We start from the raw sequence: 23,679 nt of genomic DNA on the forward strand, positions 1-23,679 counted from the left end.
AGAGCATCCACATGGGAAGATGGACGGCGTGCTGCGCTGGATAACTGCTGGAGAATCCCATGGTCCCGCTCTCGTCGCCATCGTCGAGGGGATGGTGGCCGGGGTCGAGGTGACGTCGGACGAGATCTCCGCACAGTTGGCGCGCCGACGCCTCGGGTACGGGCGCGGCGCCCGGATGAAGTTCGAGGCCGACAAGGTCACCATCGTCGGCGGTGTGCGTCATGGACACACCATGGGTGGCCCGGTCGCCATCGAGGTCGCCAATTCCGAATGGCCGAAGTGGACCACGGTCATGTCCGCCGACCCGGTCGATCCGGCCGAACTCGCCGATCTTGCCCGCAATGCCCCGCTCACCCGTCCCCGCCCCGGTCACGCCGACTACTCGGGCATGCTCAAGTACGGGTTCGACGACGCCCGCCCGGTCCTCGAACGGGCCAGTGCCCGCGAAACCGCAGCCCGTGTCGCGGCAGGTACGGTGGCCCGCGCCTTCCTGCGGCAGGCCTTCGGCGTCGAGGTCGTCTCGCATGTGATCTCGATCGGCACCGCCGCCAACACCACCGGTCACACCCCGACCGCCGCCGACCTGGATGCGATCGACGCGAGCCCCGTGCGCGCCTTCGACGCCGACGCCGAGGCAGCCATGATCGCCGAGATCGAGGCGGCCAAGAAGGACGGCGACACCCTCGGAGGCGTCGTCGAGGTTGTCATCGAGGGTCTTCCGGTCGGCCTCGGCTCGTTCACCAGCGGCGAGAACCGTCTCGACTCCCGGTTGGCCGCCGCGCTCATGGGCATTCAAGCGATCAAGGGTGTCGAGGTCGGCGACGGCTTCGAGACCGCGCGCCGCCGCGGCAGCCAGGCACACGACGAGATGAAGCCCGGTCCCGACGGCGTGCTGCGCTCCACCAACCGCGCCGGAGGCCTCGAAGGCGGCATGACCAACGGCGAGGCACTGCGGGTGCGCGCCGCGATGAAGCCGATCTCCACCGTGCCCCGCGCCCTGTCGACCGTCGATATGAGCAGCGGCGAGGAAGCCGTGGCTATCCATCAGCGCTCCGATGTGTGCGCGGTGCCCGCCGCGGGTGTGGTGGCCGAATCGATGGTGGCGCTGGTGGTCGCGCAGGCGGCGCTGGAAAAGTTCGGCGGCGATTCGATCGCCGAGACCACCGACAACATCACCAGCTACGTCAAGCGCATCAGCACCCGTCCGCATGTGGCGCCGACCGACGCGGACAGTCGGGCGCGATGATCTCCCAGACCGACCCGCGCGCCCCGCGCGTGGTGCTGGTCGGACCTCCCGGGGCAGGTAAATCGACGATCGGCCGCAAGCTCGCGCGTGAACTCGGCGTCGAGCTGTACGACACCGACGCAGGTATCGAACGCGAAACCGGACGCAGCATCGCCGATATTTTCGCCACCGACGGCGAGGAGGAGTTCCGCAAGATCGAGGAGCGGGTGGTGCGCCGCGCGGTCCTCGATGAACCAGGCGTGGTGTCGCTCGGTGGCGGCGCGGTGCTCTCGGAGAACACCAGGGCCCTGCTGCGCGACCGCACCGTGGTGTATCTGGAAATCAGTGTGGCCGAAGGACTGCGGCGCACCGGTACCAGCAATGCCCGTCCGCTGCTCAACGGCACCGACCCCGGTGCCAAATACCGAGAGCTGATGCAGCGACGCCGCCCGCTCTACCGGGAGGTCGCGACCGTCCGGGTGCGCACCGACGGGCGCAGTCCCGGCCGGGTGGTGAAAATGATCATGGGCAAACTGTCGCTCGAGTCGGTGCGACCGGCCGCAGCCGACACCGCCGAACCGCAGAACCGGGTACCTCGCGCCACCAATCCGCAGGGCAGCAGCAGATCCAGGGCCCGCCGCAGATCTCGGGCGCGGGCAGCAGCCCGCAAAGCGGCGCAGACAGCCGCGAACGGACAGAACGGGACAACCGATCAGTCCGGCACGGCCACTAGCGGGCAGTCCGCAACCACCGCCAGGCAGTCCGGCACAGCCGCCACCGGCCAGAACACCACCGCCGCCGGCACCTCCTCCAACGGACGATCACGCCGCGCCAGGGCTCGCAGAGCTCGCGCACGCGCACGCAAACAACAAGAACGCACAGAATCGGAGCAGAGCACGTGACAGAGCCGAGTCGCATCCAGGTCCGCACCGCCGACCCGTACCCGGTGATCATCGGCCGCGGTTTGCTCGGCGAGCTCGTCGAGTCGGTCACCGGCAGTGGTTCCGGCGTGCGCACGGTCGCGATCTTTCATCAGCCGCCGCTGGCCGAAACTGCCGAGGTCGTGCGTAAGGCGCTGGCCGACACCGGGATCGACGCACATCGCATCGAGATCCCCGACGCCGAAGCCGGTAAGGAACTGGCCGTGGCCGGCTTCTGCTGGGAGGTGCTCGGCCGAATCGGGTTGACCCGCAACGATGTCGTCGTCAGCCTCGGCGGCGGCGCGGCCACCGACCTCGCCGGGTTCGTGGCAGCCACCTGGATGCGCGGGGTGAAGATCGTGCACGTACCGACCACCCTGCTCGCCATGGTGGACGCCGCCGTCGGCGGAAAGACCGGCATCAACACCGACGCGGGCAAGAACCTGGTCGGCTGCTTCCACGAGCCCGCCGCGGTTCTGGTCGATCTGGCCACTCTGGAAACGGTGCCGCACAACGAGATCGTCGCCGGCATGGCCGAGATCATCAAGGCCGGTTTTATCGCCGACCCGGTGATCCTGGAGCTGATCGAAGCCGATCCGAAGGCCGCGCTCGACCCCACCGGCGAGGTGCTGCCAGAACTGATCCGCCGCGCCATCGCGGTCAAGGCAGAGGTGGTGGCCGCCGACCTCAAAGAGGCAGCGCTGCGCGAGATCCTCAACTACGGACACACTCTCGGCCACGCGATCGAGCGTCGGGAACGCTACCGCTGGCGCCATGGTGCCGCCGTCTCGGTGGGCCTGGTGTTCGCCGCCGAGCTCGGCCGGCTGGCCGGGCGCCTCGATGACGCCACCGCCGACCGGCACCGCACGGTTCTGGAAAGCGTTGGCCTGCCCACCACCTACGATGCGGACGCCCTGCCGCAGCTGCTCGAGTCGATGCAGACCGATAAGAAGACCCGTTCGGGCGTTTTGCGTTTCGTGGTGCTCGACGGCCTGGCCAAGCCCGGCCGCCTCGAAGGACCCGATCCCACGCTGCTCGCCGCGGCGTACTCGGCGATCGCCCGCGACGCCGCGCCGGGGACGAGCGCAGCGATCCTGCTCTAGCAGTGATGATCCCGGGCACGCCCGGGATCATCACTCAGGATGCGGCGGCGACCGGCTGGTTGGACCCGGCCGGGGCCGTACCTTTGTTGCGGCCCGCGAGCCTGCGCCCGATCGCGATACCGGCCAGGGCCGGGATGAAGATCAGCAGGACGATGAACGACGCACCCGCGGTCAGTTCGAACAGCAGGCCGTTGTCGCCCAGATCGAAGTTCGGCACCTGGTCCAGGATCCACGACACCAGACCGCTGCCGAGACCGCCGGCCACCGCCGCCGTCAGCCACGGGATCGTCAGATCCGAGCCGCCATCGCCCTCGGGGTGGGCGGCCCGGTCACGGCGCCCGTCGAGAAAGCCCCATCCGGCCACCGCGCCGATAATCACCACCAGGCACAGCAGTCGCATCCACGAGCCCTGCGCCGGCCAGTTCACCATGCCGAACCCCAGCAGGACCCGCAAGGCTACGACCAGCGCACCGAGCACTGTGGCCCGCAACACCCAAGCTGTCATGCCGAACACCATAACCCCCCACCCCTCCGCGCAAAACTAGAACCCGTTACAGAGTTGTGCGCGTCGCCGTCCACGGCCATCATCGCCAGTTCATCGCGGCGTTTCCCAGCCATGGTGAAGCAGTCGCGCCACTGGTAGAGACTTCGTGGTCGGTTCTCGACGATGGAGGCGAAGGCGCGGATGGTTCTCGATCTCGGTGTAGAGCCGACCTATCGGCACGGCGATCCGGATGAGAACGGCCGATTCGGCGCGTTCGGCGGACGCTATGTGCCCGAAGCCCTCATGCCCGCACTGCTCGCACTCGAACAGTCCTATCGCCTGGCCCGTACCGATCCGGTGTTCACCGACCGGCTCACCACCCTGCTGCACGACAGGGTGGGGCGCCCGACCCGGTTGCATCAGGTCCCCCGCTTCGCCGCGACGCTGGGCGTCCCCGGACTGAAGGTCTACCTCAAACGCGAGGATATGGCGTACACCGGCTCACACAAGATCAACAACGCGCTGGGGCAGGCGCTGCTCGCCATCCGCATGGGCAAGACGAGGATCGTGGCCGAGACGGGCGCGGGGCAGCACGGCGCCGCGGTGGCCACCGTGTGCGCGATGCTCGGCCTGGAGTGTGTGATCTACATGGGCGGCCACGACATCCGCCGCCAGCCCGCCACGGTGGCCCGGATGACGCTGCTCGGCGCCGAGGTGCGGTCGGTCGATTCCGGCAACCGCCGGGTCAAGGACGCGATCAGCGCTTCGGTCCGCGAGTGGGTGACAAGTCTGCACAGCACCCATCTATTGCTCGGTACGGCGGTCGGGCCCGCGCCCTACCCCCAGATGGTGCGGGATTTCCAGACGGTGATCGGCGCCGAGACCCGCGAGGACATCCTTCGAACCGAAGGAAGATTGCCCGACCTCGTGCTGGCCTGTGTCGGTGGTGGTAGCAACGCCCTCGGGCTATTTCATCCGTTCGCCGCCGATCCCGAGGTCGAACTGGTCGGCGTCGAGGCGGCAGGGCGTGGCGTGGCCGACGGCGAGCACGCCGCTACCTTGACCGCGGGCAGCCCCGGCGAGGTGGATGGCGCCTTCAGCTACCTGCTGCAGGACGCGGACGGCCAGATCAGTCGCACCCACAGCATCGCGGCCGGTCTCGACTATCCCGGCGTCGGCCCCGAACTCAGCTACCTGCGCGATACCGGCCGCGCGAGCGTCCGTACCGCTACCGATGCCGTCGCGCTACGCGGCATGCTGGCGCTGAGCCATTCCGAAGGCGTCCTCGCGGCCCTCGAATCCGCCCATGCGGTGGGGCATCTGATGGAGCGGGCCGAAAGTGGCGAGCTGGCACCGGGTGCGCTGGTCGTGCTGTGCCTGTCGGGGACCGGCGACAAAGACCTGGCTATCGCGACCGAACGGGTCGGTTCGGGACTCTGAGGAAGTCTCAGTGCGTCGGGTCGAGTGCCGCGGCCATGTCCGCGCGGGGGGCAGGACGGCCGGTGAACTGCTCGACCTGCCCGTAGGCCTGGTTGATCAGCATGTCGAGACCGCTGACCACGGTGTGGCCCGCACGCGCCACGGCTTCGGCCAGCGGGGTCGGCCACGGGTTGTAGATCGCATCGAGCACCACAGGCGCCGCGGCGACCGCGTCGGCCACGGCGCGCGCGGCCGCAGGCGGGACGGTACTCACCGCGGCGCCCGACCGCGCGGCGGCGGCACCAACGGCAGCGGGGTCGAAGCCGATCACCGTGGCCTTCAGTCCCAGCCGACGCGCGAGATCCACCGCACTCGCGGCCCGCCCGGCATCGCGGGCCACGATCGTCACCGCCGCGGCACCCAGTTCGGCCAGGGCGAGCAGCGCCGGACGCGCGGTACCGCCGGCACCGAGCACCAAGGCTTCCGCAAGCGTCGTGACGCCACCACCTCGCAGCGCGCCGAGCACGCCGTCGACATCGGTGCAGTCGGCGCGCCAGCCGCCGTCGATGCGAACCAGGGTGTTGGCCGAGCCGACCAGTTCCGCACGCTCGGTACGCTCGGTCGCGTACGCCAGCGCGGCTTCTTTCCCCGGCATCGTGACCGACAGCCCCACCCATTCAGGGCCGAGCCCATCGACCAGACCAGGCAACTGCTCGGCCGTGCATTCGATGCGCTCGTAGGTCCACGGCAGGCCGAGCGCACGATATGCCGCCAGATGCAGTTGTGGCGAGCGCGAATGCGCGATCGGGCTACCGAGCACCGCGGCCTTGCGCACCTCGGCGCCGGAGAACTCAGCGGCCACTGTCGAGGATTCCGCTCTCCATCGCGCGGTCGATATTGCGCAGATGTTCGGAGTAGCTCTGCGTGAACAAGGTGGTGCCTTGTTGATCGATCGTCACGAAGTACAGCCACGGCCCTGGCTCGGGCTGCTCCACCGCGCGCAACGCCGCCGCCGACGGCGCCGCGATGGGCGTGGCGGGCAGCCCGGACATGGCGTAGGTGTTCCACGGTGTGACGCGCGTGCGGTCGGCGTCGGTGGTGGCGACCTCGGTGGTGTCGAGGGCGTAGTTCACGGTGGAATCGAATTGCAGTGGCTGATCGACCTTCAGCCGGTTCACGATCACCCGCGCGACCTTGCCCATATCCTGCGGCAGCGCTTCACGTTCGACCAGCGAGGCGGCGATCAGCGACTCGTAGGGCGTCAGCCCGGTCTCACCGCCCGATTGCAGCAACCCAGTGGATTCGTAGAGCGCCGCACTCGCGCTGACGAGCTCCTTCAGAATCTGCTCGGGTGAGCCGGTCGGATCGAAATCCCAGCTGCCCGCGGCGATCAGGCCCTCCAGCTGACGCGCACGGTCGGGCACCTGGCGCACCGATTCCATCGCCCATTCCGGCACACCGAGCGCCGCCAGGTCCATGCTCGCGCCGGCGGCCTCCAGCTGCTGGTAGGTCACGCATCGGGGTGTGGGGCCGGTACCGATGCAGCTGGCTGCGGCGATCTTGGTGTAGATGCCTTCCTTGCGTGCACCGGTGTTCACATCGTGCTGGTCGTGCAGTTGCCTGCCCTCGGAGATAACCAGCGCACCGACCCGCGACTCCGGCTTCACCAGCGCCGTCACCGCATCGGCGGCCGGGCTGCGGCTCGGGATCGCGTAATACCCGGGCTGCACCGAGTTCATGTTCGTATTCCGCACGGCGGCTTCGTAGAAGGCGGCGCTGCTCGCGACAACGCCCTTCTCGGCCATCGTGTCCGCGATCTGCAGCGCGGTCTCGCCCTGCTGCACCCGCACGATCACCGGCGGTCCCGCGGGCCCGGCGAAATCCTCGGCTGGTGCGTAGCCGTCCATCAGCTTCATGGCGGCGAAACCGGCGGCTCCGACGAACAGCACCGCGAACACGCCTGCGATGAGCAGCATGGTGCGGCGGCGACGTTTGCGTTCGGCGGCCTTGCGCGAGGCCACCCGGGTCCGCTTGCTGCGTGATCCCGGACGTTTGCGCCCACCGCGCCGCGCCTCGGCTGCTTCCGATTCCGAGCGCTGGCGGGTCCGCGCACCGCTCTTGGTGCGTGTCGAGGCGGCACGCCGGGCCGGTGCCGGCTCGGGCTCGGGTTCGGGTTCTGGCTCGTCGAACTCGTCGTCGACGTACCGGGGAATGACGTTGGTGTCGTCGTCTTCGAGGTAGTCCCACTCGTCGTCGGTGGCGCTACCCACGCCCTCCGTACCCGCGCGAGGTTCTCGCCCCCACGCCTGGTCGTCCCGGCGGTAGCGCCGGTCGGCTTCCCGCTGACGGTAGCGTTCTTCGGCCCGCGCCCACCGATCGGTCATGCATCGTCTCCGGACGACACGCGACGCTCCGCCTCTTCGACCGACTTCAACACCGAACTCCGTTCGTCCAACCATCCCTGCAGGATCGACACGGCAGCGGCTTGGTCGATCACCTGCCGCTGGCCGCGTGCGCGAACTCCGCTGTCCCGCAATGCACGTGCAGCTGACACCGTAGTCAAACGTTCGTCGGAAAGTCGTATAGGCACCGGGGCGACAACCGGTCGCAAACGATCGGCGAACGCGATCGCCAGCGTAGCGGCAGTCCCCTTTTCCCCGCGTAACGTGCGCGGCAAGCCGACGACTATTTCGACGGCCTCGTACTCCCGCACAATCTCGGCAATCCTGGTGATGTCGGGGCCGGGTCCGGCCGCGCGCGGGTTCGGTTTGGCTCTCGGCACGGTTTCCACCGGGGTGGCGAGCACGCCATCGGGATCGCTCGAGGCGACCCCGATACGCACGCTGCCGACGTCGATGGCGATGCGCCTGCCCCGACCCGGGTCGGTGGCCGGATCGGGCCGATCGCCCCGGTGTTCGGTGCTCGCGGGTTCACCCATCAGCCGGCGAGTTCGGCCACCCGAGCCCGGACCGCGGCCAGTCCGGCCGCGATCCCCGACGGATCCGAGCCCGCGCCCTGGGCCATCTCCGGCTTACCGCCGCCGCGCCCGGAGATGCTCGGACCGAAGCTCGCGACCAGATCGCCCGCCTTCATGCCGCGTTCCTGGGCCGGCTTGTTCACCGTGACCACGAACGGCACCTTGCCGTCGGTGTTGCCGAGCAGCACGACCACGGCCGGGTTGCCGCCGAGCCTGCCGCGAATATCGGTGGCCAGGGTGCGCAGATCGCCCGCCGCGACGCCCTCGGGCGCGGCAGCGGCCACCAGCAGCAGCTCACCGACGCGTTCGGCGCCGTCGGCCAGGGCGCCCGCGGAGGCGAGCACCGCGGCGATCTTGGTGCGCTCGAGCTCCTTCTCGGCCACCTTCAAACGCTCCACCAGCTGCTCCACGCGGGCGGGGACTTCGTCGGAGGGCACCTTCAGCGAGGAGGCGACACCGGCAAGCAGCGCGCGCTCCTTGGCCAGGTATTTGTAGGAATCCAGGCCGACGAACGCTTCCACGCGCCGCACGCCCGAACCGACCGACGCTTCACCGAGCAGGGTGATCGGGCCGATCTGCGAGGAATGCTGAACGTGGGTGCCACCGCACAGCTCCATGGAGAACGGACCACCGATCTCCACCACCCGCACCTGGTCGCCGTAGTTCTCACCGAACAACGCGAGCGCGCCCATCTGCTTGGCCTTGGGCAGATCGGTGACGAAGGTGTTCACCGGGTAGTCGGCGCCGACACCGTCGTTGGAGACGGCCTCGATATCGGCCTTCTGCTGCTCGGAGAGCTGGCCCTGCCAGTTGAAGTCGAAACGCAGATAGCCGGGCTTGTTCAGCGAACCGGCCTGCACGGCGTTGGGTCCGAGCACCTGCCGCAGGGCGGCGTGCACCATATGCGTGCCCGAGTGCCCCTGGGTCGCGCCGCGGCGCCAGGCCGGATCGGACTGAGCGAGCACCACATCACCCTCGGTGATCTGGCCCTGCTCGACGGTGCACTTGTGCACCCACACCTTCTTGGCGATTTTCTGCACGTCGTTGACCCGCAGCTTCAGACCCGACGCGGTGATGGTGCCGCGGTCGGCGATCTGTCCACCGGACTCCGCGTAGAGCGGGCTGCGGTCCAGGATCACCTCGACATCGTTGCCCGCGGTGGCGGTCGGCACCCGGACACCGTCGGCGATCAGCGCCAGCACGTGTGCCTCGGAGGTCAGCTCGTCGAAGCCGGTGAACTCGGTGGCGCCGCGGTCGACCAGTTCCTTGTACACCGACAGGTCGGCGTGCGCGTGCTTGCGGGCCTGGGCGTCTTCCTTGGCGCGACGGCGCTGCTCGGCCATCAGCGAGCGGAAGCCCTCCTCATCGACCGAGAGCCCGGCCTCGGCGGCCATCTCCAGGGTGAGGTCGATGGGGAAGCCGTAGGTGTCGTGCAGGGTGAACGCGTCCGAGCCGGCGATGGTCTTACCGCCGGAGGCCTTCACCGAGTCTGCGGTGTCGTCGAACAGCTTCGAGCCGGTGTTCAGCGTCTTCAGGAAGGCGGTCTCCTCGCCCACCGCGACGGTCTCGATACGGCCGTAATCGGTGGCCAGCTCCGGGTACGACGGCGACATCAGCTCGCTGACGACCTTCATGAACTCACTCATGACCGGCTTGTCGGCGCCGAGCAGCCGAGCCGAGCGCACGATGCGGCGCAGCAGACGGCGCAGCACATAGCCACGGCCGTCGTTGCCGGGGTTGACGCCGTCGGCGATCAGCATGGCCGCGGTGCGCGCATGGTCGGCGATGACGCGGAAGCGCACGTCGTCGGCGTGCTCGACACCGTAGGACCGGCCGGTCAGCGCCTCGGCCTTATCGATGATCGGGCGCAGCAGGTCGGTCTCGTAGACATTGTCGACGCCCTGCAGCAGCAGCGCGATCCGCTCCACACCCATCCCGGTATCGATGTTCTTCTTCGGCAGCACACCGACTGGCGGATGGCCGAGCTTGGGGCTCAGCTCACCGCGGATGTCCTGCATGAAGACCAGGTTCCAGATCTCGAGGTAGCGATCCTCGTCGACGACAGGGCCGCCGTCCTTGCCGTGTTCGGGGCCGCGGTCGTAGTAGATCTCCGAGCAGGGGCCACCCGGACCGGGCACGCCCATGTCCCAGTAGTTGTCCTTGCCGTCGCGGAACTGGATGCGCTCGGAGGGTATGCCCGCGACCCGGGCCCAGATCTCGGCGGCCTCCGGATCGGATTCGTAGGCGGTGACCCAGATGCGTTCGGGATCGAACCCGTACCCGCCGTCCTCCTGCGACTTGGTGATCAGCTCCCACGCGAAGGTGATCGCACCTTCCTTGAAGTAGTCACCGAAGGAGAAGTTGCCCGCCATCTGGAAGAAGGTGTTGTGCCGGGTGGTGATGCCCACCTCTTCGATATCGCCGGTGCGCACGCATTTCTGCACGCTCGTCGCCCGCGCGAACGGCGGGGTCTCCTGGCCGAGGAAGTACGGCTTGAACTGGACCATGCCTGCGTTGACGAACAGCAGGTTCGGGTCGTCGAGGATCAACGAGGCGCTGGGCACCTCGGTATGCCCGGCGCGCACGAAATGGTCCAGGAATCGCCGTCGGATCTCGTGGGTCTGCACAAATATCCAGCCTACCGGTGCGGTGCACCCGGTTTTTCATCGAGTCGACCGTGTACCTCACACCCGTGCGCGGCCGACCTCACTCGCCTCGCACGATGCGACGCAACTTGTCCACCCTGGGACCGACCGCGCGTTCGTGGCCGTGGTCGGTCGGGTGGTAATAGTCGACGCCGACCAGCTCGTCGGGCGGATACTGCTGGGCCAGTACGCCGCCCGGATCGTCGTGCGGGTAGCGGTAGCCCTGTGCGTTGCCCAGTTGCGCCGCGCCCGCGTAGTGGCCGTCGCGCAGGTGCGGCGGGACCGCCCCGGCCTTGCCCGCCGACACATCGGCCATGGCAGCCCCGATCGCCGAGACCACGGCACCGGATTTCGGCGCGGTGGCCAGGTGGATCGTGGCCTGCGCCAGGGCGAGCCTGCCCTCCGGAAGCCCGACCAGCTGCACCACCTGCGCCGCGGCGGTGGCGGTTTGCAGGGCTGTGGGATCGGCCATACCGACATCCTCGCTGGCGTGGATCATCAGCCGGCGCGCGATGAAGCGCGGGTCCTCCCCCGCGCTCAGCATTCTGGCCAGATAGTGCAACGCGGCGTCGACATCGGAGCCGCGAATGGATTTGATGAACGCGCTGATGACGTCGTAATGCTGATCGCCTGCCCGGTCGTAGCGGACCGCCGCCTTGTCGACGCTTGCCTCCACCAGATCGACATCGACGGTGCCGTCGAGCGAGGATTCCGCCGACGCCTCCAGCGCGGTGAGCGCGCGCCGCGCGTCACCGCCCGCGATCCGCACGATGTGGTCGAGCGCGGCATCGGTGACGGTGAACTGCTCGCCGAGCCCACGCGGGTCGGCGATGGCGCGGCGCAGCACGGTGCGGATGTCATCCTCGGTCAGTGAACGCAGCTGAAGCACCAGCGACCGCGACAGCAGCGGAGAGACCACCGAGAACGACGGGTTCTCGGTCGTCGCGCCGACCAGCAGCACGATCCGGTTCTCCACCGCGGCCAGCAGCGCATCCTGCTGGGTCTTGGAGAACCGGTGCACCTCGTCGATGAACAGCACCGTCTGCTCGCCTGCGGTCAACCGCCTGCGCGCGATATCGATGACCGCGCGCACCTCCTTGACCCCCGCCGACAGCGCCGACAATGCCTCGAACCGCCGGCCGGTGGCCTGGGAGATCAGCGAGGCCAGCGTGGTTTTGCCGGTGCCCGGCGGCCCGTACAGCAGCACCGACGCCGCACCGGAGCCCTCGATCAGCCTGCGCAGCGGCGAACCGGGACCGAGCAGATGCTGCTGGCCGACGACCTCTTCAAGCGTTGCCGGGCGCATCCGCACCGCCAACGGCGCCGCTGCGCCGGGACCGCGGAAGGCGACGTCGGTGTCGAGTGCACCGGTTCCCGGCGGCCCCGCACCAGGCACATCGAACAATCCGTCGCTCATGCCGCCGCCTCGCAAGCGCTCAGCGTCGCCACGAGCGATAGCTCGGCTGTGTTCGATGCTCGCTCGCTCATATTCTTGACGCTACCGGCCGGGTCCGACACGCCCGCCGGGTGCATCGAGCGGCGCGCGGCGGCTCGATTTGCGAGTGCCGAGCCGATGGACTGTGATCAATAATCGTGGCTGAAAACGTGGTCGTTTCAGATACTGCCGCCGTGCGGCGACGCACGGTGCTGAAGGGCGGGGCGGTCGCCGCGGCCGGTGCGAGCATCGCACTCGCCGCACCTGCACGAGCCGATGCGGCGGTGTTCCGGCACGGTATCGCCTCGGGCGATCCACTGCCCGACGGCGTGATCATCTGGACTCGCGTCACCGTCGCCGACGAGTCCGCCGCGGGCTCGGGGACAGGCGCCACGGCGACGGTGCGCTGGGAGGTGGCGGCCGACGAGAATTTCGCGTCGATCACCGCGGCCGGATCGACCACGGCCGCTGCGGACACCGACCACACGGTGAAGGTCGACGTCACCGGCCTGGCGCCTGGCTGCGTGTACTTCTACCGCTTCACCGCGCTCGATCAGACCTCGCCGGTCGGGCGCACCCGGACCGCGCCCGGGCTGGGCTCCACCCCCGACCGCCTGCGCTTCGGTGTGGTGTCGTGCGCGAACTGGGAGGCCGGATACTTCAGCGCTTACCGCCATCTGGCCGACCGTGCCGACCTCGATGCCATCCTGCATCTGGGCGACTACCTCTACGAATACGGGCGCGGCGAGTACGGCGGACGTACCGGTTCGGTGCGCCCACACGATCCGGCGAACGAGATCGTCACCCTCGCCGACTACCGCATCCGCCACGCCCAGTACAAAACCGATCCCGACCTGCAACGGTTGCACGCGTTGCTGCCGTTCATCTGCACCTGGGACGACCACGAATCCGCGGATAACTCGTGGTCCGGCGGCTCGAGCAAGCACGATCCGGCCACCCAGGGCTCATGGGCCGACCGCAAGGCCGCTTCGGCGCGGGCTTATCTGGAGTGGATGCCGGTGCGGGCGTCGAGTTCGGGTTCCGGTATGCAGATCTATCGCCGTCTGCGATTCGGCACCCTGGCCGAGCTGTCGATGCTGGATCTGCGCAGCTATCGCGACCAGGAGGTGAAGCCGGGCGCGGGCTGGCGTGAGGTGGACAATCCGGAACGCACCCTCACCGGACGGGCGCAGATGGACTGGCTGACCGCGGGGCTGGCGTCGTCGACGACGACCTGGAAGCTGGTGGGCAATTCGGTGATGATCGCGCCGCTGGTGTTCCCGCCGCTGGATCCGAATACCACCGCCGCGATCACCCAGACGATGGGCATTCCGCAGTCGGGCCTGCCCGCCAACGCCGACCAGTGGGACGGCTACACCGCCGACCGGGCGCGGCTGTACCGGGCGATCACCGAGCAGGGCGTGTCGGATGTGGTGTTCCTGACCGGCGATATCCACTCGTCCTGGGCGGCGGATCTGCCGGTGAACGCCGCCGACGCGGCCGGACCGAGCGTCGGGGCGGAGTTCGTGGTGCCGTCGGTGACCTCGTCCAGTATGGGTGAACTGATGCAGGCACCGCCGCGCACCGCAGCGGTGCCGGTCGAGGAGGCGATCAAGGGCGTCAACCGGCATCTGCGCTACGTCGAGCTGGATTCGCACGGATTCGGGGTGCTCGATGTCACCGCCGGGCAGACGCAGATGGACTGGTTCTACGTCATCGACATTGCCGACGCACGCACTGGCGTCCGCCACGGTGCGTCGTTCGCGGTGCGAGCCGGTGGGCGGGTCGAGCCGCGGCCTGCGCCTGCACACTGAGCGCACTGCGAGAGCTGCGTACCGACCGTTACTCGGCCCAGCGCTCCTCGAGCACGGCCGTCATGCCCTCGGCGAAATCGCCGATGACGTCGTCGCCGGTGACGCGTGCGTCCTCGGCCAGGGCGGCCCAGCGATTGATCAGCGCCTCCGACCTGGGCACCGACAGCCCGTGTTCGCGGGCAGCGGCGATGCGGGTGTGATCGGCGGGCAGGAACCAGTACGTCGACAGCCAGACCCAGATCAGGCGCGCTTCCAGGATCTTCTCGGCCAGCAGCACGTCGTCGGCGAGGGCAGGCCAGACACCGACGACCTCGGCGCGCCAGGCCTCGACCATCTGGGCGGCCCGCTCGCGGGACAGCTCCACATCGCACAGGCAACCGGGGAACGACACCAGCGCGTAGGCGATGTCGAGGGTCGCGTCACGGAAGCCGCCCCACTCGTAGTCGAGGATGCGGGCGCCCTCGTCGTTGAGGATGACGTTGTCCGGGCACAGGTCCGACGGGCTGAAGGCGCGGAACCGTCCGCCGGAGAACAGGCGGGCACCGTGCACGATCTTGGTGGCCAGCTCATCGGGCACCTCGACCCCGAGTTCATGGCGCAGCAGGCCGGGTACCTCGGCGACCGCCGCTTCCGACTGCTGGGCGATCCCGTCGATGCGGTGGGCCACGTCGACCCGGCGCAGCAGGGCGACGAAATCGGCCTCGCGGCCGACCGTCGCCGCGTGCATGCGACCCAGTGCCTGCGCGAACGCCATCATGGCGTTCTGAGTGGCCGGTTCGGCACCCGATTGCAGCACGCTGGTCAGCCGGGTGTTCTCGCCGAGGTCGCTGAGCACGAGCAGCCGGTCGGGCAGGCTGTGCGCGATGAGATAGGCGCCGGGCCGCTGCTCGCGACTGAGCGCGGTCGTGAACTGGTACGACACCGCCTCCCGCAGGAACGCGGAGTCGATGCTGGCGACACCGGGGGTGATGCCCGCGTTTCGTGGCACCGGCGCGGTGCCGCGCACCTGCTTGAGGATCAAGGTCCGTGGTAGCGAGAAGGCGTTCTCGGCAACACGTACGCGTAGGACCGTCGTCCTACCACTACCGCTGAGTTCGATGGGATCGCTCAGCTTCACCGGAGCACCCATGCGCTTGGAAAGCAACTGTTGTGCTGCGGACACGACTTCGGTGGCGCGTTCGGCCAATAGTGCGGTCATCACAGATCAAAGTACTCGCATCGGGTCACTTCTAGCGAGCGGTTGCGCAACCTTTCCGCGTCGCTCGGCGTGTCCCCGCGCGGCTCTGGTAGTGGGCGCCGATCACTTGAGACGATGTCAGCCGTGCTGTTTCCTGGTCGTCAACTACCGTGCGCCACACTGCAAACCAGCTGACCCGAAAGGTCGACCACCGTGACCGACACACCATCCGCCGCGCCGCAACCCTCCGGCGACAAGCCCGCGCCGGGCGGCGGCACGGGGCAAGGCCCCGGCGGCGAAGCGTCCGCGCCGTATCCGTCCGGCCACGGCCGCCACGAAATGCCGGGCGCCGCAGGATACCCGCAGTTCGAAGGCCCCGGTGCCGCCCAGTACGGCAACGAAGCGGTCGAACAGGCGCCACCGCTGGGCCAGGCGCAACCACATCCGACCTATGGTCCGCCCGGCACCGGCCCCGACCCGCAGGCGGCGACCTACGGGTATCAGAGCCAGGACGGCACCGGCGTGCCGAGTCCGCTCGACGTCGGCCATGCCCTCAGTTACGGCTGGGAGAAATTTCGCCGAAATCCTGGTCCATGGCTGGCGGTGAGCGCGCTCGGTCTGGTGATCTATCTCCTGTTCGTCGCGGTGGTGCAACTGCTCGCGCCGCGCTCGGCGCTGACGGTGGTGTTCATCTTCCTCGCGGTGATGGTCGGGCTGTGGCTGCTGCAGGCGGCGATGGTTCGCGGCGCGCTCTACGAAACCAACGGTTATCCAGCGACTTTCGGCTCCTATTTCCACCTCGGCAACGCCGGTAACGTGCTGCTGACCGCGGTACTTGCGTTCCTCGCGACATGTCTCGCCTCGGCGCTGTGCCTGCTGCCGGGTGTCGCCGTCGGCATGGGATGCATGTTCTCGCTGCATTTCGTGGTCGATCAGAACCAGGGCCCGATCGAGGCCATCACCTCGAGCGTCAAGTTGGTGATCGCCAATATCTGGCCGGTGCTGCTGCTCATGCTGACGGTCATGGTTGTCGCACTGCTCGGCCTGCTGGCGTGTGGATTCGGTCTGCTGGTGGCCGGCCCGGTGGCGACCATCGCGGTGACCTACGCCTACCGCACCATGACCGGCGGTCAGGTGTCGGCGATCTGAGACGCCACGCAGACGACGACGGCCGGCCCACGTCGGGACCGGCCGTCGTAGTCTCGTAAGTTGCTATCCCTTGGCGGATTCGGTCGTGGCGGCCGCGCCGTCACCCGAAACCTCGGTCACGCCCTTGATTTCCGGCTTGGCGTCGAGTCCGGCTTCCTTACGCTGCTGCGCGGTGATGGGCGCGGGCGCGTCGGTCAGCGGGTCGACACCGCCGCCCGTCTTCGGGAAGGCGATCACCTCGCGAATGGAATCCAGACCGGCCAGCAGCGCGGTGATCCGGTCCCAGCCGAAGGCGATACCACCATGCGGCGGCGCGCCGAAAGCGAAGGCGTCCAACAGGAATCCGAACTTGTCCTGCGCCTCCTCATGGCTGATACCCATCACCTCGAACACGCGTTCCTGCACGTCACGGCGATGGATACGGATGCTGCCGCCGCCGATCTCATTTCCGTTGCAGACGATGTCGTAGGCGTAGGCCAGTGCGGAACCCGGGTCGGTGTCGAAGGTGTCCATCGACTCCGGCTTCGGCGAGGTGAAGGCGTGATGCACCGCCGTCCACGCCGAATGGCCCAGCGCCACATCGCCGCTCGCGGTCGCCTCGGCGGCGGGCTCGAACATCGGCGCGTCCACGATCCATACGAACGCCCAGGCATTCTCATCGATCAGGCCGACCTTGCGCGCGATCTCACCACGCGCGGCCCCGAGCAGCGCCCGCTGCGCCTTGGGCGCACCCGCGGCGAAGAATACGCAGTCGCCCGGCTTGGCGCCGACATGGTCGGCGAGGGTGGCTCGCTCGGTCTCGCTCAGGTTCTTGGCGACCGGACCGCCGAGCACACCGTCCTCGTCGATCAGCACGTACGCCAGCCCCTTGGCGCCACGCTGCTTGGCCCATTCCTGCCAGGCGTCGAGCTGACGACGCGGCTGGTTCGCACCACCGGGCATCACGACCGCGCCGACGTAGGGCGCCTGGAACACCCGGAACGGTGTGTCCTTGAAGAACTCGGTGCACTCGGTGATTTCCACCCCGAAGCGCAGGTCGGGCTTATCGCTACCGAAGCGGCGCATCGCCTCGTGGTAGGTCATATGCGGAATCGGGGTGGGGATCTCGTGGCCGATGAGCTTCCACAGCGCCGCCAGGATCTCCTCGGCCAGCAGGATCACGTCCTCCTGGCGGATGAAGCTCATCTCGATGTCGAGCTGGGTGAACTCGGGCTGCCGATCGGCGCGGAAGTCTTCGTCGCGGTAGCAGCGCGCGATCTGGTAGTAGCGTTCGATGCCACCGACCATGAGCAGCTGCTTGAACAGCTGCGGGCTCTGCGGCAGGGCGTAGAAGTTGCCGGGTTGCAGCCGCGCGGGCACCAGGAAGTCGCGGGCACCTTCGGGAGTGGACCGCGTCAGGGTCGGCGTTTCCACCTCGACGAACTCGTGGTGGGCCAGCACCTGGCGAGCGGCGGCATTGACCTTGGACCGCAGCCGGATGGCGTGGGCCGGACCCTCACGACGCAGGTCCAGATATCGATGGGTCAGCCGGGCCTCTTCGCCGGGCTGCTCGTCGAGCTGGAACGGCAGCGGGGCGCTCTCGTTGAGCACCACCAGCTCGCTGACGTTGACCTCGATGGCGCCGGTGGGCAGGTCGGGGTTCTCGTTGCCCGAAGGACGCAGCTCGACCACGCCGGTGACCTTGACGCAGTACTCCGCACGCAGGCGATGTGCCGCTTCGGCGGCCTCACCCTCACGGAACACCGCCTGCGCCACTCCGGACGCATCGCGCAGATCGATGAAGATCACGCCACCATGGTCACGCCGCCGGGCCACCCAGCCGCTGAGGGTGACGGTCTGACCGGCGTGCTCGCTTCGCAGCGAACCAGCCAAGTGGGTGCGCAGCACGATGTTCCTTTCGACGAATGTGACACCGGAACGCCCGCCCGGTGCAAGCCATCGTAGTGAGACACATTCGCCGAGCGGAAACCGATATCGCCTCCACGCGTGCGAAGCTGTACCGGACACGTCACAGATAGGGATTCTCATGACCTTCAACGAGGGCTTGCAGATCGACCCCAATCGGGCCTCATCCGGCGGCGGGCCGGGGATGGGCGGCAAATTGGCGCTCGGCGGCGGCGCCGGCGGGCTCATCGTGTTGGTGTTGACGTTGCTGCTCGGCGGCGACCCTGGGTCGGTGCTCGGCCAGTTCACCGGCGCGCAGGATGTGCAGTCACAGCCGACTGCCGGGACCCCCGAACACTGCCGGACCGCTGCGGACGCCAACCGGTATGTGGACTGCCGGGTGGTACTCACCGCGCAGAGCCTGGACGCGGTGTGGGCGGTCGAGCTGCCGAAACAGACCGGCGTTGACTACGTGGAACCCAAACTGGTGTTGTTCTCGGGCGCGATATCCACCGGCTGCGGCAATGCCACCAGCGCGGTCGGCCCGTTCTACTGCCCGGCCGATCAGACCGCCTACTTCGACGTCAGCTTCTTCCAGGAGTTGGTGGATCGGTTCGGCTCCAGTGGCGGGCCGCTGGCGCAGGAATACGTGGTCGCGCATGAGGTCGGCCATCACATCCAGACTCTGCTCGGCGATATCGGGCGCTCGCAGCGCGATCCGCGTGGCCCGGAATCCGGCGCGGTGCGCACCGAGTTGCAGGCCGATTGCTATGCCGGGATCTGGGCGCACTATGCCGACAAGATGCCTGCACCCGGCGGGAACGGGCAGCCGTTCCTGCAAAAACTGACAGATGCCGATATCCGCGATGCGCTGTCGGCGGCGTCGGCGGTCGGTGATGATCGGATCCAGCGGGCCGCGCAGGGCCGGGTCAATCCGGAGGCCTGGACGCACGGCTCGTCCGAACAGCGCCAGAAGTGGTTCCTCGCCGGATATCAGACCGGGCAGGTCCAGGCATGCGACACCTACTCCGCGCGCGATCTGAACAATCCCAGCACCAGCTGAGCGGAGCTCGATCACCCAGCGCGTCGACGACAACAGCGGCCTCGCACCGGATTCGGTGCGAGGCCGCTGTTATGGCCGGATACCTGAAGGCAGGCCCTTAGAACTGGTCCTGGTAGTAGTCGGAACCGTCGCCTTCGTCGGTGCTGGTGGCACCGATGACCTCGGGGGTGGATTCGCCCAGCGGGCCGGTGAGGTCGTCGTTGCCGGTGCGGCTGCGATACGGATCGACGTTGCGCCCGTGCTCGTCCTCGTTGTTGCGCTGACCTCCAGCGCCTGCCGCGCCCGGACCGCCCATGAACCCGGAGCTGGAGGCCGGCGTGGTGCCGAGGCTCGAGCCCAGCGGCATACCGGCCACCGGAGCGCGCATGCCGCCGGGAAGTGCGACGCCACCCGGCACGCCGGAGGTCCCGGGAAGCGACGGGATGCCGGTCACGCCACCGGCGCCACCGCGGCCCATCGAGCCGCCGCTGCCACCCGATCGTCCGAAGCCGGTGCCGAACGCTCCGCCGCTCCCACCGGTACCGCTGGCACCACCGCTGCCGTAGCTCGCCGCAGTGGTCGACGCGCCGCTCGTGCCGGTGCCTGTGCCCGAATCGAACCCGGCCGCCGTGGTCGCGGCCTCTTCCGCCTGCGACATGAGCGGCTCGCCGACGTTCTGCATGACCGCCTGCGCGACCTCGGCAGGCGCCGGGCCGTTCTGACCGACCAGCTGGCTTACCAGGCCGTTCAATTCGGCGGTCTTGCCCATCAGGTCACCGCGGGTGGCATTGACGACGCTGACCGCCTGGCCGAGGTGCTCGGTGGCAGTGGCCACCAAGGACGCCTGCGCGGGCGGGGTCATGATGACCGGCGCGAGCGCGACGGCCTGGCTCGCGAACGAGGTGGCGATCGTGGTCAGCTGCGCATTGCCCTGCTGGACTACCGACGCGGCACGCTGGGTGAGTTCGGAAATGTCGATACCGCGCTGACTCGTCTCCAGACCTTCGCTGTTGGCCTTGGTGCCCGCGTCCTGCGCACTGGTGGCGGCCTGGCTCTCCCAGACCTGTTCGACGGCGCCGAGGCTGCCCTTGCCCACCTGCATCGCCATCTCGATGACCTTGGAGGACTGGCTCAGCAACGCGGTGGGATCGAACGCGCCCATGACACCGGTGCCGAAGCTACCGAGCAGGTCGAGAATCGGCTTGAACAGCACATCGATGCCGGGGATCGCGGGCAACGCGAGACCGCTCATCAACGCGCCGACCGGATCGGCGGGCAGCGCGGCCGCAGCCGCTGCCGGCGTGGCCGCCGCACCGGCAACCGACGCGGCGCCCGCGCCAGATGAACCGCCGAGCGCACCGCCGGCCTGGCCGAGCACGCCCTGAGCGGCTTCGAGCACCGGCGCGGCCGCGTGGTTGACCACCGCTGCGGCCTCACCGACAAGCGTCGAGACCTCCGGGGACAGGCCGCCGAGGATGTCCTGCGGCGCGGACGCGGGCGCGCCGAGACCGGACAGGCCGGGCATGCCGCCCGGTGCCGCACCCATTCCCGGGCCCTCATCGGTGATCTTCTTGGCCAGTACGAATTCCGGCGGCTCGATCGGCGGGAGATCGGCAGGAAGCTGCGGCATCGGAAGGTCGAGGATCGCCTGCTGCTCGACCGGCACCGCGGACGCCTGCTGGGCGGCCGCGGCGGCCTGGTCGAGCGCCTGCTCGACCACGGACTGATTCGCCTCGGGCGCGATCACGCCGGAGGCACCGGGGGCATCCAGCGGCTTCACAGCGCACCACCGATCTCGCCGGCGACCTTGCCGAGATCTCCGGCATTGCCGAGATCGGTGACGTCGTAGTTGGTGGCCGAGCTGAACGCGGCCTGCGACAGTTTCGAGTACTTATCGGACAGATCGTTGATATCGCGCGCCTGCAGCACCTGCGCGGCCGCGAACGACAGTAGATAGTCGGCGCCGATCAGCCCGAACACCGGTGTCATCGCGGAGACGCTGGCGGCCACGTCCATATTTCCCGCCCCGGCGATATCGCCCGCGATCGCCGCATTCGTGGCGCCGAACGCTCGGAGCCCTTCGGTTTCCACCGAGACATCACTCATCGAGCTGCCCCCCAATCCTCATCAACATCAGTGTCGTCAACATCGCGTTGCTCGAACGTCCGCCCGCCTGCCCCTACAGCGCAAGTTCGCCCGACAGCACGGCCGCTTCGGTTGCGGCCCAATATAGCCGACGACACCGACATCTCTCGACCCCTCTCGCGCGCACGGCGCGAAACTGGAACGTGTTGCAATTTAGAACAAGTTCTATATTCTCTGTCCCATGAAGGTCGCAGTGACCGGCGCAGCCGGGTACCTTGGCACGAACTTGCTTCCCCTGCTCGCCGATCGCGGACACGAGATCACGGCGATCGACCGGGTCGTACCGCAGCAACCGGCTCCCGCGGGCATCACCTGGGTGTCCGCCGACGTCCTCGACCCCGACTCCATGCGGTCGGCTCTCGACGGCGCCGAGATCGTCTACCACCTGGTCGCGGTCATCACCCTCGCCGAGAAGAACGATCTGGCCTGGCGGGTGAACACCGAAGGCGTGCGGGTGGTGGCCGAAGCAGCACTGGCCACCGGCGCGCGCCGGATGGTGCACGCCAGCTCCATCCACGCCTTCGACCAGTACACCTGTGGCGGCAATATCGACGAGACCTCGGTGCGCTCTACCGATCCGGAGCTGCCGGTATACGACCGTTCCAAGTGGCAGGGCGAGATCGAGCTGCGCGCCGTCATCGAGCAGGGCCTGGACGCGGTGCTGTGCAACCCCACCGGCGTCTACGGCCCGCGCGATCTGAGCACCCCGCTCTCGCGGATCAACCGCACCCTGCGCGATGCCTCCCTCGGCCGGGTTCCCGCGATGATCGGCGGCGGATTCGATCTGGTCGACGTCCGCGACGTGGCCGAGGGACTCATTCTGGCCGGCGAGAAGGGCCGCACCGGCGAGAACTACCTGCTGGGCGGCGAGATGACCTCGATGCTCGATGTCTGCCGCACCGCGGCCACACTCAGCGGCAAGAAGGGCCCGCGGTTCGTCATCTCCCCCAAGGTGATCTCGGGCCTCATGCCGGTGCTCGAGCCGATCGGCAAGCGACTCGGCACCGATATCGTGTCGAAGGCGGCCATCGGCGCGCTGGTTTCCGCGCCGATCGTCGACCACGGCAAGGCGACTCGTGAACTCGGCTACCAGCCACGCCCGCTGCAGGACACGGTGCGCGACCTGGTCGCGTTCTTCGCCGACCCGACCGGCGCGACACCGCCGCAATCGCGTCAGATCGCTTGACACCTGCTAGAACACATGTTCGACTAGCTGGGTGCGGTGGCAAAGCCAGACCCTGGACGCCGACGACGGCGCGCTGCCCGGTCTGAACCGGGCAGGCTTCGTCCGAACTGTACAGACCCCCGAATTCGACGGCATCACCTTTCACGAAGTGCTCTGCAAGAGCGCGCTGAACAAGATGCCCGAGGGCGCGGGCCTGCCGTTCCGGTGGACGATCAACCCGATGCGCGGGTGCTCGCACGCCTGCCGGTATTGCTTCGCCCGCGGCACCCATGAGTATCTGGATCTGGATGCCGGAACCGATTTCGACAACCAAATCGTGGTGAAGACCAATATCGCCGCGGTACTGCGGCGCGAATTAGCGCGCCGCAGCTGGCATCGCGAAACCGTTGCCCTCGGCACGAATACCGATCCCTATCAACGCGCCGAGGGCCGATATCGGCTGATGCCCGGCATCATTGGCGCACTCACCGACTCCGGAACCCCGTTCTCCATCCTCACCAAGGGCACGCTGCTGCGCCGCGATCTGCCGCTACTCACCTCGGCCGCCCGTCAGGTGCCGGTGCATATCGGAGTCTCGCTGGCGATGCTCGATCCCGACCTGCATCACAGTGTCGAGCCGGGCACCCCGGCGCCGAAGGCCCGGCTGGAGTTGGTGCGGGCCCTCGCCGACGCCGGTTTCGAGGTCGATGTGATGGTGGCGCCGGTGATTCCGTATCTCACCGACGGCAGCAGCCATCTCGACGAGCTGTTCGCCGCTATCGCCGAGGCAGGTGCGCGCAGCGTGATCGCGTTCCCCATGCACCTGCGCGGCAGTACCCGCGGCTGGTTCCTCGGCTGGCTGGGCGAGACCCATCCCGCACTACTGCGTCGTTACCGCCAGCTCTACGGGCGCGGCGCTTACGTCACCCCCGAATACTCCAGCTGGTTGCGCGGGCGGATCGACCCACTCCTGGAGCGGCACCGGCTGCGGCGCGACACCTCCGAACAGACCGAGGCGGCCGTGCGGGCTCCGGCAGCGGTCGATCCACAATTGGCCCTGTTCGCCTGATGGGTACGCGGGCACCGAGTACGGCC

18 protein-coding genes and 1 pseudogene are annotated in these 23,679 nt (G+C 68.4%); 9 read left to right on the forward strand and 10 right to left on the reverse strand.

Features of this window, described 5'->3' with window-relative positions; translation table 11 throughout:
• Window positions 1-19: 19 nt before the first annotated feature.
• From aroC to aroB, 3 genes and pseudogenes are all read left to right on the forward strand, one after another.
• Window positions 20-1,246: a chorismate synthase gene (gene aroC / locus ACFXNW_RS09430; protein ID WP_379417150.1), complete on the forward strand. Its 1,227-nt coding sequence runs from the start codon at window positions 20-22 to the stop codon at window positions 1,244-1,246.
• Window positions 1,243-1,764: pseudogene (locus ACFXNW_RS09435) on the forward strand (shikimate kinase); the annotation flags it as partial. The gene aroC and the pseudogene ACFXNW_RS09435, both read left to right, overlap by 4 nt.
• Window positions 1,765-2,123: 359 nt before the next feature.
• Window positions 2,124-3,248, forward strand: a complete 1,125-nt coding sequence (gene aroB, locus ACFXNW_RS09440; RefSeq protein WP_379417151.1) for a 3-dehydroquinate synthase — start codon at window positions 2,124-2,126, stop codon at window positions 3,246-3,248.
• Window positions 3,249-3,282: 34 nt separating this feature from the next.
• Here aroB and ACFXNW_RS09445 read toward each other — a convergent pair whose 3' ends face one another.
• Window positions 3,283-3,753, reverse strand: coding sequence for a B-4DMT family transporter (locus tag ACFXNW_RS09445; RefSeq protein ID WP_379417152.1), 471 nt, complete (start codon window positions 3,751-3,753; stop codon window positions 3,283-3,285).
• A 180-nt stretch (window positions 3,754-3,933) separates the two neighbouring features.
• Here ACFXNW_RS09445 and trpB point away from each other — a divergent pair, with 180 nt between their 5' ends.
• Complete coding sequence (gene trpB / locus ACFXNW_RS09450; protein WP_379417153.1) at window positions 3,934-5,172, forward strand: tryptophan synthase subunit beta; 1,239 nt, start codon at window positions 3,934-3,936, stop codon at window positions 5,170-5,172.
• Between the two features lie 7 nt (window positions 5,173-5,179).
• On the opposite strand, the gene ACFXNW_RS09455 is transcribed toward trpB, so the two are convergent.
• From ACFXNW_RS09455 to ACFXNW_RS09475, 5 genes are all read right to left on the reverse strand, one after another.
• A complete protein-coding gene (locus ACFXNW_RS09455) occupies window positions 5,180-6,013 on the reverse strand; it encodes a shikimate dehydrogenase (RefSeq protein WP_379417154.1) in 834 nt (277 codons plus the stop codon).
• Entirely contained in the window at window positions 6,003-7,535 is a 1,533-nt protein-coding gene (locus ACFXNW_RS09460; RefSeq protein WP_379417155.1) for an endolytic transglycosylase MltG, read from the reverse strand. Before ACFXNW_RS09460 ends, ACFXNW_RS09455 begins: the two co-directional genes overlap by 11 nt.
• The gene (ruvX, locus tag ACFXNW_RS09465) at window positions 7,532-8,089 is read right to left on the reverse strand and encodes a Holliday junction resolvase RuvX (protein ID WP_379417156.1); all 558 of its coding nucleotides are present in this window, start codon (window positions 8,087-8,089) and stop codon (window positions 7,532-7,534) included. The genes ACFXNW_RS09460 and ruvX overlap by 4 nt, the downstream gene beginning before the upstream one ends.
• A complete protein-coding gene (alaS, locus tag ACFXNW_RS09470; protein ID WP_379417157.1) occupies window positions 8,089-10,755 on the reverse strand; it encodes an alanine--tRNA ligase in 2,667 nt (888 codons plus the stop codon). The genes ruvX and alaS overlap by 1 nt, the downstream gene beginning before the upstream one ends.
• Window positions 10,756-10,834: 79 nt before the next feature.
• Window positions 10,835-12,190, reverse strand: coding sequence for a replication-associated recombination protein A (locus tag ACFXNW_RS09475; RefSeq protein ID WP_379417158.1), 1,356 nt, complete (start codon window positions 12,188-12,190; stop codon window positions 10,835-10,837).
• A 212-nt stretch (window positions 12,191-12,402) separates the two neighbouring features.
• Between ACFXNW_RS09475 and ACFXNW_RS09480 the strand changes: the two genes are divergently transcribed.
• Window positions 12,403-14,022, forward strand: a complete 1,620-nt coding sequence (locus tag ACFXNW_RS09480; RefSeq protein ID WP_379417159.1) for an alkaline phosphatase D family protein — start codon at window positions 12,403-12,405, stop codon at window positions 14,020-14,022.
• 28 nt (window positions 14,023-14,050) lie between these two features.
• Here ACFXNW_RS09480 and ACFXNW_RS09485 read toward each other — a convergent pair whose 3' ends face one another.
• Window positions 14,051-15,220, reverse strand: coding sequence for a phosphotransferase family protein (locus tag ACFXNW_RS09485; protein ID WP_379417160.1), 1,170 nt, complete (start codon window positions 15,218-15,220; stop codon window positions 14,051-14,053).
• 192 nt (window positions 15,221-15,412) lie between these two features.
• Here ACFXNW_RS09485 and ACFXNW_RS09490 point away from each other — a divergent pair, with 192 nt between their 5' ends.
• Window positions 15,413-16,348, forward strand: a complete 936-nt coding sequence (locus ACFXNW_RS09490) for a hypothetical protein (RefSeq protein WP_379417161.1) — start codon at window positions 15,413-15,415, stop codon at window positions 16,346-16,348.
• A gap of 63 nt (window positions 16,349-16,411) precedes the next feature.
• Here ACFXNW_RS09490 and aspS read toward each other — a convergent pair whose 3' ends face one another.
• Window positions 16,412-18,235 carry an aspartate--tRNA ligase gene (aspS, locus tag ACFXNW_RS09495; RefSeq protein WP_379417162.1) on the reverse strand — a complete coding sequence of 608 codons (1,824 nt, stop codon included), beginning with the start codon at window positions 18,233-18,235 and terminating at the stop codon, window positions 16,412-16,414.
• 139 nt (window positions 18,236-18,374) lie between these two features.
• Between aspS and ACFXNW_RS09500 the strand changes: the two genes are divergently transcribed.
• Entirely contained in the window at window positions 18,375-19,295 is a 921-nt protein-coding gene (locus ACFXNW_RS09500; RefSeq protein ID WP_379417163.1) for a neutral zinc metallopeptidase, read from the forward strand.
• Window positions 19,296-19,392: 97 nt separating this feature from the next.
• Here ACFXNW_RS09500 and ACFXNW_RS09505 read toward each other — a convergent pair whose 3' ends face one another.
• Window positions 19,393-21,054 carry a hypothetical protein gene (locus ACFXNW_RS09505; protein WP_379417164.1) on the reverse strand — a complete coding sequence of 554 codons (1,662 nt, stop codon included), beginning with the start codon at window positions 21,052-21,054 and terminating at the stop codon, window positions 19,393-19,395.
• Complete coding sequence (locus ACFXNW_RS09510; protein ID WP_379417165.1) at window positions 21,051-21,380, reverse strand: type VII secretion target; 330 nt, start codon at window positions 21,378-21,380, stop codon at window positions 21,051-21,053. The genes ACFXNW_RS09505 and ACFXNW_RS09510 overlap by 4 nt, the downstream gene beginning before the upstream one ends.
• 220 nt (window positions 21,381-21,600) lie before the next feature.
• Between ACFXNW_RS09510 and ACFXNW_RS09515 the strand changes: the two genes are divergently transcribed.
• Window positions 21,601-22,605 (forward strand): NAD-dependent epimerase/dehydratase family protein, encoded by a 1,005-nt coding sequence (locus ACFXNW_RS09515; protein WP_379417166.1) that lies wholly within the window; start codon window positions 21,601-21,603, stop codon window positions 22,603-22,605.
• A 31-nt stretch (window positions 22,606-22,636) separates the two neighbouring features.
• Window positions 22,637-23,653, forward strand: coding sequence for an Rv2578c family radical SAM protein (locus ACFXNW_RS09520; RefSeq protein WP_379417167.1), 1,017 nt, complete (start codon window positions 22,637-22,639; stop codon window positions 23,651-23,653).
• The last annotated feature ends 26 nt before the right edge of the window (window positions 23,654-23,679 follow it).

The sequence above is a fragment of the Nocardia sp. NPDC059180 genome (genome assembly GCF_042754945.1).
GTDB lineage: Bacteria > Actinomycetota > Actinomycetes > Mycobacteriales > Mycobacteriaceae > Nocardia.